Source organism: Fusicatenibacter faecihominis (assembly GCF_020686945.1).
In the GTDB taxonomy this organism is placed as follows: Bacteria; Bacillota; Clostridia; order Lachnospirales; family Lachnospiraceae; genus Limivivens; species Limivivens faecihominis.
Window position 1 is genome coordinate 42,938 of record NZ_JAJEPR010000014.1, and the last position, 14,281, is coordinate 57,218.

Here is a 14,281-nt window from a genome sequence, read left to right on the forward strand (position 1 = left end):
ACAGACCAGCCGCCGTGTCTCCGCTATAGCTGGTCTGTCACTCTTTAATTTCAGATGATCTCTGAATAGATATCTTTCAGTGCCGGGTAAATTTTTGCGAATTTCCGGTATTTTTCATCGTATTTCTTTACAAGGTCGGGATCGGGTTCTACGGTGTCCACAATTTTGACGATGTGGGAAGCGGCATCCTCAACGGAGGTGTACTCACCGCAGGCCACGGCTGCCAGCATGGCTCCGCCAAGGCCGGGACCTTCCTCGCTCTTCATGATGTCCACGGGAATGCCAAGCACGTTGGCCACGATCTTTCTCCAGAGAGGGCTCTTGGCTCCGCCGCCGCAGATCTTGGTCCGGGTGATGGGGATACCGAGGGATCTGGCGATCTCGAAGGAATCACGGATGGCGAAAGCCACACCTTCCAGGACAGCCTGGGTCATGTCGGCTCTCGTGGTGTCCATGCTCATGCCAATGAAGGTTCCGCGGGCATCCGGATTGTTGTGGGGAGAACGCTCGCCCATCAGATAAGGAAGGAAAAATACATGATTTTCTCCAAGTTTCGTGATCTTCTCCTGCTCGCCTGCATAATCCTTCGTGCCGATGATCTCGTCCATCCACCATTTGTTACAGGAAGCTGCGCTGAGCATGCAGCCCATAAGATGATATTTGCCGTCTGCATGGGCAAAAGCGTGAAGCGCATTGTTGCTGTCTACGCAGAACTCTTCACTGGAAACGAAAATGGTTCCGGAGGTTCCGAGGGAAATGTTGCACTGGCCGTCGCCGACGGTTCCGGTTCCCACGGCTGCCGCTGCGTTGTCTCCAGCTCCCGCTGCCACCCTGACGCTTTCCGGCAGTTTTAAGAGAGCTGCTACTTCCGGCTTCAGCGTGCCGACGCACTCATAGCTTTCGTAAATCTTTGCCACCTGATCTTTGCGGATGCCGCAGATCTTCAGCATCTCTTCAGACCAGCATTTGTTTTTCACATCGAAAATCAGCATACCGGAGGCATCGGACACGTCCGTGCAGAAGGTTCCGGTCAGACGGTAAGCCAGGTAATCCTTCGGCAGCATGATCTTGCTGATCCGGGCAAAATTTTCCGGCTCGTTCTCTTTTACCCAGAGAATCTTCGGGGCAGTAAAGCCTGCGAAAGCGATGTTGGCGGTGTACTCGGAAAGCTTGCCTTTTCCGATCACTTCATTTAAGTAGTTTGTCTCTTTTCCGGTTCTTCCGTCATTCCAGAGGATCGCAGGACGGATCACCTCGTCATTTTCATCCAGCATAACAAGACCGTGCATCTGACCGCCGAAGCTCAGGCCGGCAACTTTTTCTCTGTCCGTTTCCGGCACCAGCTCCCGGATGCCTTCCACCACAGCGTTCCACCAGTCCTCCGGTTTTTGTTCCGACCAGCCCGGATGGGGGAAGTATAAGGGATATTCCTTTGAAACCACATTTCTGATGCTACCGTCCGCCTCCATGAGAAGCAGTTTGACAGCGGAAGTACCAAGGTCTACTCCAATATAATACATAATCATTCTCCTCTTGTAATGATTCAAAAAACAGCCATTGGGAAGCCTTCTGAATCGCCACTTCTTTTTGATATAAGAAAGCCGGACTGCCTGTGACAAATCTTAAGCAGTCCGGCCTTTTCTTTTGTCAGATGGATTGCTGCAATCCACTGTTTACTTCATAGTCGATAAGTCCGGCAGGCAAAGTGTAAACCGGATACTCAGGCGAAGGGATTCTCTGTCTTGTAGAGCATGCCCTTCGGCTGATTGAAACCGATCTCCTCTACATCCACCCCGATGTATTTGAATACTTCATAGAGTGCTTTTCCATAATGGCCGAATGCAACAGCTCCATGATGCGGATAGTTCTTCTCGATCAGAACATGACGATAGAATCTTCCCATCTCCGGAATTGCGAAGATACCGATGGAACCGAAGGATTTGGTTGCTACCGGAAGAACCTCGCCCTGTGCCACATAAGCGCGGAGCTTGCAGTCTGCGGTACTCTGCAGACGATAGAAAGTGATGTCGCCCGGTGCGATATCTCCCTCGAGGGTTCCCTGAGTTACCTCTTCCGGAAGGGATCTTGCCATAATGAACTGGTATTTCATAGAGCAGAAAGCCAGTTTTCTGGAGCAGGTATTTCCGCAGTGGAAGCCCATGAAGGTATCTTTCAGGGTGTACGGGAATTTGCCCTCGATGCTCTCTTTGTACATATCCTTCGGAACGCTGTTGTTGATATCCAGCAGGGTAACGGCATCCTCGCTGATGCAGGTTCCGATGAACTCGCTGAGTGCTCCGTAGATATCTACCTCACAGGATACGGGGATTCCTCTTCCGGTGAGACGGCTGTTTACATAGCAGGGAACAAAGCCGAACTGAGTCTGAAATGCAGGCCAGCATTTTCCGGCGATGGTCACATACTCGCGATAGCCCTTGTGAGCCTCTACCCAGTCAAGCAGGGTGATCTCGTACTGAGCCAGTTTCGGCAGGATCTCGGGTTTCATATTGCCCTCGCCCAGCTCTGCCTCCATATCTTTTACTACCTCCGGGATTCTCGGATCGCCGGCATGTTTGTTGTAAGCCTCGAAAAGGTCCAGCTCGGAGTTCTCCTCGATCTCAACGCCCAGATTGTAAAGCTGCTGAATCGGTGCGTTGCAGGCCAGGAAGTTTAACGGACGGGGACCAAAGCTGATGATTTTCAGTTTGGAAAGACCGATGACAGCTCTTGCGATCGGCAGGAACTCGTGGATCATATCGGCGCAGTCCTCAGCGTCTCCCACCGGATACTCGGGGATGTATGCTTTGGTGTTTCTCAGTTTCAGGTTGTAGCTGGCGTTGAGCATTCCGCAGTATGCGTCTCCTCTTCCGCCTACCAGGCTGTCGCCGCTCTCCTCGGCTGCTGCAACGAACATTTTCGGTCCGTCAAAATGTTTTGCCAGCAGAGTCTCGGCGATCTCCGGTCCGAAGTTTCCAAGATATACGCAGAGGGCATTACAACCAGCTTTTTTGATATCCTCGAGAGCCTGAACCATATGAATCTCGCTCTCGACGATACAGACGGGACATTCGTAGATGTCTGCTGCATCATATTTCTTTGCATAAGCGTCCACAAGAGCTTTTCTTCTGTTTACAGACAGGGGCTCAGGGAAACAGTCACGGCTCACTGCCACGATACCAACTTTTACTTTGGGAATGTTGTTCATTGTTAAAATCCTCCTTGTGTATGTAAATCAATCGAGTTTCAGATTTTCTCCGATGATGCCATTGAAAGCGCCTTCAATCTTTGCATCCGGATGGGCAATCACCCATTTGTTTGTACCGAAAAGCAGCTTCTCCTCGTCAATTGCGTTCTCGTGCTTCTTCGCGAGATCCAGATTGGTTCCCTTCGGAAGAACAACGACCATGCGGAAACCGCTCTCCACGGTGTTGCAGGGCGCATAATGCAGGGTGTCGGCAAAAACCTCCACAGCCGTTCCGGCGGGAACCAGGAAAGCCTCCACATTTGCAGAATCATACTGGAAATCCTCGGTGATGTCTGCGCGTTTTCCAAGCATCAGCACCAGATCGCTGACTGCCACGTCGATCTCAGAAGAACGATGGTATTCCAGCGCGTTCAAAAGCTTGTTTTTTCCGTTGCAGTAACCGATCTGTACCGGCATCTCGCCGTAAGTGCGCTCCACCAGTTCATCAAAAACAGGAAGCGCCTCCAGCTCCGGGACAGAAGCCACATAGATCACGTCCTCGGGACAGGGAGTCTTCTTCATCTCCTTGATTAGTTCTTTGAAATCAACATCCTTTACGATACGGCCGTATTTTTTGAATTTTGCGTCCGTAACCGGAATCAGGTTCATGAGAAAAATCCTCCTTTACACTTAGTTTAATGACTGAACTTTTAATTTCAGTATAGAAGGAAGGGGGGTGTTTGTCAACTGTTTTTTGTGCTCCTCTCTATGGAATCGGCCCGGATTTTATGATAAAATGTAACTGTTCAGAGCGCAGCGAAATCGAGGTCTGGCTCTGAATGCTTACAATAGCTAACAGGAGTTTTTCTTATGCATTTTTTTGATCCCATTACAGATTTTATCTTTATAGAAAATGAACCGGAACCGGCAGACGTGATCTTCATTCCCGGCGGCCCCTGCGGAGAGATCGCCCTGCACGCTGCAGAGCTTTTCCATCAGGGTTACGCCCCTCTTCTGATCCCTTCGGGCTGCCACAGCATTCTCGATCCTGTCTATCGCGGAGCCCGGTCGCCGGAAAAATACCGCGGCAGGGAATTTCCCACCGAGGCTGATTTTTTCTCCGCCATTCTTATGGAAAAGGGCGTCCCGGCCGAAAACATCCTGCCGGAGCGTCAGGCCACCTTCACCTACGAAAACGCTATCTATACAAGGAATCTCACCGACGCCCTCGGTCTCACGGTTCGGACCGCCCTTCTCTCCTGCCAGGCCTATCACGCCCGCCGTGCCCTCCTCTATTACCAGGCCCTTTTTCCGGAGACCCGGATCCTGGTTACACCCACCGTCACCCAGGGAATCCGGCGTGAGGACTGGTTTGAACGGTCGAAAACCATCGATCTGGTCCTTCAGGAGGTGGAGCACTGCGGCAGCCAGTTCCACGAAATCCTGAAAAAATATCCCGAACCGGCCATTCCGGTCCGCTGAAAACCTGTTTTTTCGAGGAATATCCGTGAGCGGGAAGGAAATTTATGGCAAAAAGCACACAAATTTGAATTCCCCCCTTCCTTTTTCAGCAAAAAAGTATTAAAATAAAAGCAATTATTTCGAAACAAGAAAGGAGATCCCTTATGGCTAAAAACGATAAACTTGGCAAGCTTCTGTTAGGAAGTGCTCTGGCAGGCGCTGCTATCGGTACCCTTACTTATTTTCTTAAGAAAAAAGGGCAGGACAGCTCCTGGGATGACGAAGATCTGGAAGATTTCGATGACAATCTGACCGATCATAAAACAGAGGATGACGAGGACGACGACGATACTCCCGTTTCCAGAGAATATGTGACCATTCACACCGATCACAGCCACGCCGAGGAAGCCGGCGAAGGCAGCGAGGCTTTCGAGGACGAGACCGAAGAAGCACCCGAAACTGAGGAAAAAGCTGAGGCTCCGGCTGAAGAAGAGGCTGAAACTCCTGAAGAGGCTGTTCCCACTGAGGAAGCCCCCGAAGCTCCTGCTGAAGAGACAGCGGCTCCCACATCCGACGAAACCGATGCTCCCGAAGCTGAATAAAACAAATCTATGACGACAAAATCCCGGTCCGCTGACTATTTAAAAATCAGCTGACCGGGACTTTTTTTATTCTCTCCACACATCTTTCAAAAGCCCCACGGCCTCCCGTATGGCTTCCTCTTTGAGATTCGCATAGCCTAAGATCACCGTATGGGTCTCTTCTTTTTCTCTGACGTAATAACCGGACAGGCCATAGACCTGGATCCCCGCCTTTTTTGCCAGGGCGCAGGCCTCGTCTTCCGTTCTTCCGTTCTGGAAACGGACCAGAAGGTGGACTCCTGCATTTTCTCCTGAAATTTCAATTCCGGGGATCTCTTTTAACCCTTCCAGAAGCACGTCATGACGGTTTTTGTAAACCGCGCGCATCTTATTCAGATGCCGCTCATAGTAGCCTTCCTTCAGGAAACCGGCCACGATCCGCTGATCCACCCTCGATACCGTGGAGGAAAAAGCCGTGCCCCGCTCTTTGTAGCACCTGAGAAGCTTTTCCGGCAATACCAGGTAGCTCACACGGATCGCAGGAGCGATGGATTTGGAAAAGGTTCCGATATAAATGACCTTTCCGTGGCTGTCGTAGCCCTGGAGCGCCGGAATCGGTTTTCCCTTATAGCGAAATTCACTGTCATAATCGTCCTCGATGATGTAGCGCTCCTTGGAGCCGTTCGCCCATTTCAGGAGCTCCAGCCGCCGCTTGATCGGCATTACGGTTCCCAAGGGATATTGATGGGAGGGCATCACATAGGCGATCTCCGCCCCGGAGGCCTCGAGCTTTTTCACATTCATGCCGGAGCGGTCCATATCGATGACCTGCATGGAATTTCCCAGATTTTCAAGAACCTGATAGGCCTTTTTATAGGTAGGGTTCTCCATGGCGATGGAACGCTTCCCCCCGAAAACTGCCTGCAAAAGCATGAGAAGATAGTCGGTTCCGGCCCCCACCACCACCTGTTCCGGCAGGCAGTTGACGCCCCGGGACTGGTGAAGATGAGCTGCAATCGTGCTTCGAAGCTCCAGCTCCCCGGCGGGTTCTCCCAGCATGAAAAGCTCCTTCTCGTCGTCCTGCAGAACCACCCGGGACAATTTTCTCCAGGCATTATGCGGAAAACTGTCGAGATCCACGCCATTAGGCGAAAAATCAAAGCGGTAGTGCTCCCTTTTCACCTCAGCGGGTCTGGCCTCTTCTCTCTCCTTCGCCACGCCTTTATAGATCCCGTCCAGCTCGCTGACAAAATATCCCCGGCAGGGAGCCGATTCGATATAGCCCTCGGATAAAAGCTGCTCGTAAGCCATATCCACGGTGCTCCGGCTCACCTGGAGGTACTGGGCCAATTTACGGGTAGAGGGCAGCCTTTCCTGAAAAGGCAGCCCTCCATCTAAAATTTCAGTCTTTATGTGGTTGTAGATCTGTTCGTAAAGAGGCCGGTCAGAGCCGGTCTCCAGACTGATGGTAAGCTCCGTCATGCCTTAGGCCTTGGGAAGCTTAAAGGAACTCTTCAGGGAAACGATCCGGTTGAACACCAGATTTTTATCCGTGGAATCCTTGGAATCCACGCAGAAGAAACCGTTTCTCACGAACTGGAAGCTGTCGTAAGCCTTCGCACCCTTGAAGTTCGGCTCCAGATAGCAGTCTTTTACGATGGTCAGAGAATTGGGATTCAGGTTCAGGGAACCGTCCTCATTGTAAACACCCTTGCTCTCATCGATGATGTTCTCATAGAGACGGCACTCAGCCTTGATGGCGGTGGAAGCATTTACCCAATGAATGGTACCTTTTACTTTTCTGCCGTCCGGTGCGTTTCCGCCCTTGGTCTCGGGATCGTAAGTGGCATGGATCACAGTGATGTTGCCATTCTCGTCCTTCTCGCAGCCGGTGCAGGTCACAAAGTAAGCGTTCATAAGACGTACCTCATTGCCCGGGAAGAGACGGAAATATTTCTTCGGCGGCTCCTCCATGAAGTCCTCAGCCTCGATGTAAAGCTCTTTGCCGAAGGGAACCTCACGGCTTCCAAGCGCCTCGTTCTCCAGATTGTTCGGAGCGGTCAGGTACTCAACCTGTCCTTCCGGATAGTTGTCGATGACCAGCTTTACCGGATGAAGGATTGCCATCATACGCGGAGCCTTGGTCTTTAAGTCCTCACGGATGCAGTACTCCAGCATTGCGTAGTCTGCGGAAGACTGAGCTTTGCTGACGCCGCAGAGGTCTACGAACATCTTGATGGATTCCGGTGTGAAGCCTCTTCTTCTGAGGGCTGCGATAGAAACCAGTCTCGGATCGTCCCAGCCGTCTACGATGCCTTCCTCAACCAGACGTTTGATGTAACGTTTACCGGTAACGACGTTGGTCAGGTAGAGCTTTGCGAACTCGATCTGCTTCGGCGGGAACTCAAACTCACACTCTTTTACGACCCAGTCATACAGCGGACGGTGATCCTCAAACTCCAGCGTACAGATGGAATGGGTTACGCCCTCGATGGCATCCTCAATCGGATGAGCGAAATCATACATCGGATAAATGCACCAGGTATCGCCGGTACGGTGATGGGTCATATGAGCCACACGGTAGATGATCGGGTCACGCATGTTGATGTTGGGGGATGCCATATCGATCTTGGCACGGAGCACTTTCTCTCCGTCCTGGTATTTACCGTTTTTCATGTTCTCGAAAAGCTCCAGGTTTTCTTCCACGGAACGATCACGGTAGGGGCTGTTTTTGCCCGGCTCAGTCAGGGTTCCTCTGTACTCGCGGATCTCCTCCGGAGAGAGGTCGCAGACGTAGGCTTTGCCTTTTTTGATAAGCTTGATGGCATACTCGTACATTTTTCCAAAGTAATCGGAAGCGAAGTAGAGTCTGTCCTCCCAGTCGGCGCCCAGCCATTTGATGTCGGCCTTGATGGACTCCACGAACTCCACTTTCTCTTTCGTGGGGTTGGTGTCGTCGAAACGCATGTTGAATTTGCCGTGATATTTCTGTGCAAGTCCATAATTTAAAAGGATGGATTTCGCATGTCCGATATGAAGGTATCCGTTGGGCTCTGGCGGGAACCGGGTACAGATCTCTTTATATTTTCCTTCTGCCAAATCCTTCTCTATAATCTGTTCAATAAAATTTTTGGAAACTGTTTCGTTCTCCATTCTTTCTCCTCCAGTCATTGCCCAGGGGTAGCCCTGGAAAGTTCATGATAGTTCAGTGTACCATAAAGTCTGAAAAAAAACAACGCATGAATTGTATTCCCCGGCAAAAAATGCTATGATACCCCTGTAACGATCTGACACAAAAGGAGTTTCCCATGTATTATTTTATTATAAACCCCAATTCCAGTTCCGGAAAAGGACTTCTGATCTGGAAATCCATCGAGCCTGTCTTAAAGGAGCGAAACGTTGACTATCATCCTTTTTTCACGAAGGACAGAGAGAGCACGGCCCATCTGGTCAAAAGGCTCTGCACGGAAAAAGCTCCGGCAACCATCGTGGCTGTGGGCGGAGACGGCACGGTGAACGATGTGCTGAACGGCCTTGCCAATTTTGAAAATATCACCTTCGGCTACATTCCTTCCGGCTCCGGAAACGACCTGGCCCGGGGCCTTCATCTGGAAACGGATCCCGAAAAAGCGCTGGAGCGCATCCTCTCCCCCACCCGGACAGAATCGCTTCGGATCGCTTCTGTCTCCACCCCGGCTTTTTCCCGGCGTTTTCTCGTGAGCAGCGGTCTGGGCTTTGACGCCGCAGTCTGCGAGGGCGCTCTCCATTCCAGATTTAAGAAATTTCTGAATCAGCTTCATCTCGGAAAGCTCACCTACACAGGCATCGCTTTAAAGGAACTCTTCCTCTCCCACTGTCCGAAGGCAAAGCTCATTCTGGACGAGGCGACCGTCGTCGAAGTTCCGGCCATGTTTTTCACCGCTGCCATGAACCTCCCCTACGAGGGTGGCGGCTTTCAGTTCTGCCCGAAAGCGGATCCCAAAGACGACCGGCTGGATCTGATCCTCGTGGAAAAAATGCCAAAACTCAAAATCCTGTGCCTCCTTCCCACAGCCTTCTTCGGAAAGCACACCCGTTTCCACGGCGTCCACATCTATACCTTCAAAGAGGCAACACTTATCACAGAACGGCCTCTTTTCCTGCATACGGACGGCGAAATCCCCGGGAAAACCATGGAAGCGACCTGGCGGCTGCTGTCGGAAAAGCTTTCCATGATTTTAGAATAGTCATATTTCCCCAACAAAAAATCAGACTATGCAAATTGGACTGCACAGTCTGATTTTTTGTTATACTTTTTTAGTTGAAACCGAAGAATTTCTGAGTCAGCTGGTAAGCGGCAACGGAAACTTTTCTTCCTCCCTTGCCCGGCAGGTTCATGGCCCGGCCCAGGAGGCTGTGGCGCAGTTTATAATAGAGACGAAGATCCGCTCTCTTTAAGTACTGCCAGAGCTCCTGCTTTTTCTCAAAGTTTTCATCCGTGCCGGAACGAAGCAGCAGCACAGAGGAAATGGTTGTGATGATATCCAGATAACTCATCATATAGTTTCTCAGGCGTTTGTCCTTGATATTCCGCCCGGCCATAAAGTCAATCATGATCTTGTTCACGCGGATCTGCTGGTCGATACGGCCGATCATGATGGTCTCGTTGACGGACTGATCCTCTCTTCCGATAAAGTAGTGGTAGAACTCCGCATCGAGGTAGTAGAGCTTCTTCACGAAGGGAAGGGGCTGGAACACGAAAATGTTGTCCACATAGAAGGTGTGTTTCGGCAGTTTCAGACCGCACTCTCTCAGAAGGCCTGTCCGGTAGATCACGGAATGCATAAGGATATAGTGGCCCAGACGCATGTTTCCCATCTCTTCCCAGGTGAATACCCGTTCTGTGGGCATGGCGGAGTGGTACTGCATGATCCGTTTTCTCTTCTGGCCAACTTTGTCGTAAATATAGTTGCTGATGAACATATCGACTGTGTCAGGTCCGGCGATGAGTTCTTTTAAGAGGCCGATGATCTTTAAGAGGACATCGGAATCCACCCAGTCATCGCTGTCCACCACCTTGAAGTAGACGCCGCTGGCATTGGCGATACCGGTATTTACAGCCTCGCCATGACCGCCATTCTCCTGATGGATAGCTTTCACAATCGTGGGATATTTTTCCTGGTAGGAATCCGCGATGGCTGCGGTATTATCCTTCTTGGAACCGTCGTCCACAATGAGGATTTCGATATCCTCACCGCCCGGAAGCAGGGATTCTATACATTTTCTCATGTAAGCTTCAGAATTGTAGCAGGGAATTGCCACAGATAAAATTTTCATATCGTTCTCCAATCATTTCTTTTTTCTTAAGAAGTCCACATAGGCCGCAAAGGCGGAGGGAATGGGATATTCCTGCTCCAGCCGGTCCGGTTCCACAAAAAGGAAGGGCTCCTTTTTTCCGGTTTCTTTGTCTTCCAGACGGACCTGATAGCCCGTCATCTGCCATTCCACATGGCTGAAAATATGTTTTGCCCCGGGAAGTTCCCGGATGTGCAGCGGAGAAAAACCTTCTTCTTTCAGATATTCCAGCACCTCTTCCCGGCTAAGATTCCCGGAGAGATTCGGAAGCTCATAAAGTCCCGACAGAAGGCCTTTGGTCGGCCGTTTCCGGATGGCCCGGTCGTCCCCTCTTAAAAGGACCAGCACGGTCCGTTCTTCCACTCTTCTCGGCTTTTTCGCCGCTTTCTTCGGAAACTCCAGCTCGATGCCGTCCCGGTGGCCCCGGCAGAGATTTTTCAGCGGGCACTCCTCGCATCTGGCCTGTCCGTTTGGCACGCACACCGTCGCCCCGAGCTCCATCAGAGCCTGATTAAAGGCACCGGGTCTGTCCTGCGGCATCACGGCCTGAAGCGCCGTCTCCACGGATTTTTTTACAGACTGCTTTAGGATATCCCGGTCATCCTCCGTCACCCGGGAGAGGACTCTCAAAACATTTCCATCCACCGCCGGATAGCATTTTCCATAGGCGATGGAGAGGACCGCTCCCGCCGTGTAGGAACCGATACCCGGAAGAGCCAGAACCGCCTCGTAATCCTTCGGCATGACTCCTTCGTACTCTTCCACAAGAATCTCCGCCGCCTTTTTAAGATTTCGCGCCCGGTTGTAATAGCCTAAGCCCTCCCAGAGCTTTAAAAGGCGCTCCTCCGGACAGGCTGCAAGCTCCCGGATCCCCGGCAGCGCTTCCATAAAACGTTCATAGTAAGGCTTCACCGCCTCCACCCTGGTCTGCTGTAGCATGATCTCCGAGACCCAGACCCGGTAGGCCGTAGGCTTTTCCCGCCAGGGCAGGATCCTCGCATGCTCGTCATACCAGGAAAGCAGCGGCTCCGCCAATTGTTCCAACATATCATTTTCTCCTAGTTTTTTCATGAGGTATTATAGTGAAATTTTCCCGCGTTTGTCAAGGAAAATAGGCTTAGTGTACTGTATCATTCACTTTCAGTATAATGACGCCGAATGAATTTTTATTCTGCAAGACGGAGGAATGAGGCGATGCGGTGGCATCGTCGATTGACGACAACGCAGCAGATGAAAATTCAGGCAAGTCATTATGCGAAATGTGAGTGAGACAGTACACTACATCACCGATAATAACAGATAATGGGGTAGCCCGCGCTGATGTTTTCATACATCTGGGCAGCCGCCCAGGTGGGCATGTTCACACAGCCGTGTGAACCGCTGTAGGTGTAAATGTTTCCCCCGAAAGACCCTCTCCAGCTGGCGTCATGGAAACCGATACCTCCGTTAAAGGGCATCCAGTAAGTCACCGGTGTCTCGTAGGAATCCCCCGGCGTGTCGCTCTTTAAGACGAAAGGCGAGGTCTTATAATAGAGGGAATAGACTCCAGGAGGGGTCGTATTTCCCTTGGATGTGTCCCCGGAAACGAAATCACACTCCAGAATCACCACGCCGTCCCGGTACATCCAGAGATGCTGGCGGCTCAAATCCACTTCCACATAGGAATTTCCCAGGTCACAGTTCCTTCTGGTGGAGGCGGTCTGAGCGTAAACTGGCTCCCGCTCCACCTGAAGGCCGTCCTTTAGAATAGAAAGAAGCTGTTCATTTTCCGCATTCTGGTCGATGAGCCAGCCGTAAGCTCCGCCGCTGACTTCCACAGTACTGCCGTCATGAGTCTTAAAGCTTCTCGTTTTTCCATAAGTATCATATTTCTGCGCCAGACCGTAGACATACTCGGCCACCGCATCGGAATCCAGCGTGACCGTGCCGTCCTCATCCACCTTCAGCCAGTTGTTGATTGCGCTTCCGTCGAGCGTCTCCTTCTGATCTCCGAAATCATAGGTCACACGGACGCTGGTGTAATGATAGAGACGCTCATATTTTTTCCGGAGAACCGGATCCCCGGAGGTGAGCGACGGCTTCTCATAGCAGTCCTCCGCATCCAGATCTACCGTGGTCTTCCCGGTCTCGATGGCTTTTCTGATGACGGCCTCCGCCTTTTCCCGGATGACCTTCTGGCCCTGCTGCTCTTTTTTCAGCTCATAGGTAGTGCCGTTGAAGGTGAGCTTCGCATCCTCCGGTGCCTTCTCCACCTGGGGTTTGAAGCAGGTCAGGCCGTCTATGGCTGTCTTCAGCGCGGAGACATTGTAGGTCGCGGCCGACGCAAACTCATAGGAAAAGCTCTTGACGAGCATCAGCGGCCATTTATATGCCTTCTGATCCTCCTTAAAACCCTTGATCTCCCCCGCGGACGCATACTCATAACCGATGTCCGCCGCCTGGATCGTATCCTCGCTGCCGCCCCGCTCCTTGACCAGCAGCCTGTACTTCGCCACCTGTGAGGCCACGATCGCTTCCACCTCCTCCACGGTGTCATAGGAGGCCTCGATGGAATTGATCGTGGTGCCTGTGAAAAATTTATCCTTAAAATAAAAGATCCCACAGGCGTAGATCACCCCCGCGACCAGACAGACCAGAACCAAGGTGATTCCCGTGGCCGTCTTCCACCGGCTTTTTTTCTTTTTTGGCGCTTCTGCAAATACTTCTCTCATGTCTTCTTCCCTTTTATCCCTTTTTATTATCATGTCTTCTATCATACCATTTTCCGGGTATCAGAAAAAGCTCTTTCCCTCATATTCAGATAAAATTAAGATTCATCGGTTCTGCTGATATAAGTGGCGTAGCCCAGGCTTTTTAAGACCTGTTCCATCTTCACCGCATTGTCCAGTCTCTCATAGTTTCCCACCCATACCAGGAAGAGATCCTCGCTCTTTCCGATCTCTGCCGGAAAACGCTGTCTTAAGAGCTTCTGATAAAGGCTCCAGGCGTTCTCTTCCCGCCGGAAAGCCCCTGTCTGGACGCGGTAACGGGTGCTTGCGGGGCGGTTCCAGGCCATATTTTCTGTCTGGCTCTTCCAGGCGGTATTCTCAGAAGGAGCTTCTGCCTGACGGTTCCAGGCGGTGTCCTCGGAGTAGACTCTCTCCGCGCTCTCGGTTCCGCCCGAGAGGTAGCCGTTTTCCCGGAGCGTTTTCAGGATGCCGTCGGCAATGGCCCGGGCCACCCCGTCAAAATTCTGATCCAGAAGCTCGTTGTCCGCCCGGGTGTTGATAAAGCCCACTTCGATGAGGGCTGCAGGCATTTTTGTCCGTCTTAAGACTACAAGGCCCGGCCGCTCCCGAATGCCGAGATTCTGAAAGCCCGCCTGGGCGAGCTCTCTGTTAATATTCTCCGCCAGCGCTTTTTTTATCCCCGACTCATCGTAGACCAGGGTCTCCACACCGGAGTACTGGTCATTTTCCGGGCTGGAATTTCTATGAATAGAGATAAAAAGATCCGCCCCGGCCTGATTGCCCTTCTGGGCCTTCTGAAAAGGCGTCTCATAACTGTCGTCGGTCCTGGTGTAGACCACGTCCACGCCGTTTTCCGCCAGGATACTTCCCACTGCCAGGGCAAGAGCAAGATTGTCATCTTTTTCCTGTCTTCCCTCATACACCGCTCCCGGATCGCTGCCTCCGTGACCGGCGTCCACCACCACTTTTGCCATAAAAAAACTCCTGCATAT

12 protein-coding genes are annotated in these 14,281 nt (G+C 51.6%); 3 read left to right on the top strand and 9 right to left on the bottom strand.

Features of this window, described 5'->3' with window-relative positions; genetic code table 11:
* Window positions 1–50 precede the first annotated feature (50 nt).
* The 3 genes from xylB to LKD71_RS09715 form a co-directional block, all read right to left on the bottom strand.
* Window positions 51–1,520 carry a xylulokinase gene (gene xylB, locus LKD71_RS09705; RefSeq protein ID WP_227615258.1) on the bottom strand — a complete coding sequence of 490 codons (1,470 nt, stop codon included), beginning with the start codon at window positions 1,518–1,520 and terminating at the stop codon, window positions 51–53.
* Between the two features lie 200 nt (window positions 1,521–1,720).
* Window positions 1,721–3,205 carry an L-fucose/L-arabinose isomerase family protein gene (locus LKD71_RS09710; protein ID WP_178045467.1) on the bottom strand — a complete coding sequence of 495 codons (1,485 nt, stop codon included), beginning with the start codon at window positions 3,203–3,205 and terminating at the stop codon, window positions 1,721–1,723.
* Between the two features lie 27 nt (window positions 3,206–3,232).
* The gene (locus LKD71_RS09715; protein WP_227615259.1) at window positions 3,233–3,853 is read right to left on the bottom strand and encodes a DUF4867 family protein; all 621 of its coding nucleotides are present in this window, start codon (window positions 3,851–3,853) and stop codon (window positions 3,233–3,235) included.
* A gap of 201 nt (window positions 3,854–4,054) precedes the next feature.
* Between LKD71_RS09715 and LKD71_RS09720 the strand changes: the two genes are divergently transcribed.
* Both LKD71_RS09720 and LKD71_RS09725 read left to right on the top strand, forming a co-directional pair.
* Window positions 4,055–4,666 carry a YdcF family protein gene (locus LKD71_RS09720; protein WP_227615260.1) on the top strand — a complete coding sequence of 204 codons (612 nt, stop codon included), beginning with the start codon at window positions 4,055–4,057 and terminating at the stop codon, window positions 4,664–4,666.
* A 143-nt stretch (window positions 4,667–4,809) separates the two neighbouring features.
* A complete protein-coding gene (locus LKD71_RS09725) occupies window positions 4,810–5,247 on the top strand; it encodes a hypothetical protein (protein WP_227615261.1) in 438 nt (145 codons plus the stop codon).
* 66 nt (window positions 5,248–5,313) lie between these two features.
* Here the strand turns inward: LKD71_RS09725 and pdxR are convergent, their stop codons facing one another.
* Together pdxR and LKD71_RS09735 are read right to left on the bottom strand one after the other, a co-directional pair.
* Window positions 5,314–6,708 (bottom strand): MocR-like pyridoxine biosynthesis transcription factor PdxR, encoded by a 1,395-nt coding sequence (pdxR, locus tag LKD71_RS09730; RefSeq protein WP_227615262.1) that lies wholly within the window; start codon window positions 6,706–6,708, stop codon window positions 5,314–5,316.
* A gap of 3 nt (window positions 6,709–6,711) precedes the next feature.
* The gene (locus LKD71_RS09735; protein WP_178045462.1) at window positions 6,712–8,379 is read right to left on the bottom strand and encodes a glutamine--tRNA ligase/YqeY domain fusion protein; all 1,668 of its coding nucleotides are present in this window, start codon (window positions 8,377–8,379) and stop codon (window positions 6,712–6,714) included.
* Between the two features lie 155 nt (window positions 8,380–8,534).
* Here LKD71_RS09735 and LKD71_RS09740 point away from each other — a divergent pair, with 155 nt between their 5' ends.
* A complete protein-coding gene (locus LKD71_RS09740) occupies window positions 8,535–9,452 on the top strand; it encodes a diacylglycerol/lipid kinase family protein (RefSeq protein WP_227615263.1) in 918 nt (305 codons plus the stop codon).
* Between the two features lie 70 nt (window positions 9,453–9,522).
* On the opposite strand, the gene LKD71_RS09745 is transcribed toward LKD71_RS09740, so the two are convergent.
* From LKD71_RS09745 to LKD71_RS09760, 4 genes are all read right to left on the bottom strand, one after another.
* Window positions 9,523–10,542 (bottom strand): glycosyltransferase, encoded by a 1,020-nt coding sequence (locus tag LKD71_RS09745; protein WP_227615264.1) that lies wholly within the window; start codon window positions 10,540–10,542, stop codon window positions 9,523–9,525.
* A 12-nt stretch (window positions 10,543–10,554) separates the two neighbouring features.
* Window positions 10,555–11,607 carry an A/G-specific adenine glycosylase gene (gene mutY, locus LKD71_RS09750; RefSeq protein WP_227615265.1) on the bottom strand — a complete coding sequence of 351 codons (1,053 nt, stop codon included), beginning with the start codon at window positions 11,605–11,607 and terminating at the stop codon, window positions 10,555–10,557.
* A 236-nt stretch (window positions 11,608–11,843) separates the two neighbouring features.
* Entirely contained in the window at window positions 11,844–13,271 is a 1,428-nt protein-coding gene (locus LKD71_RS09755) for a L,D-transpeptidase family protein (RefSeq protein WP_227615266.1), read from the bottom strand.
* A gap of 95 nt (window positions 13,272–13,366) precedes the next feature.
* A complete protein-coding gene (locus LKD71_RS09760) occupies window positions 13,367–14,263 on the bottom strand; it encodes an N-acetylmuramoyl-L-alanine amidase (protein WP_227615267.1) in 897 nt (298 codons plus the stop codon).
* Between the last annotated feature and the right edge of the window lie 18 nt (window positions 14,264–14,281).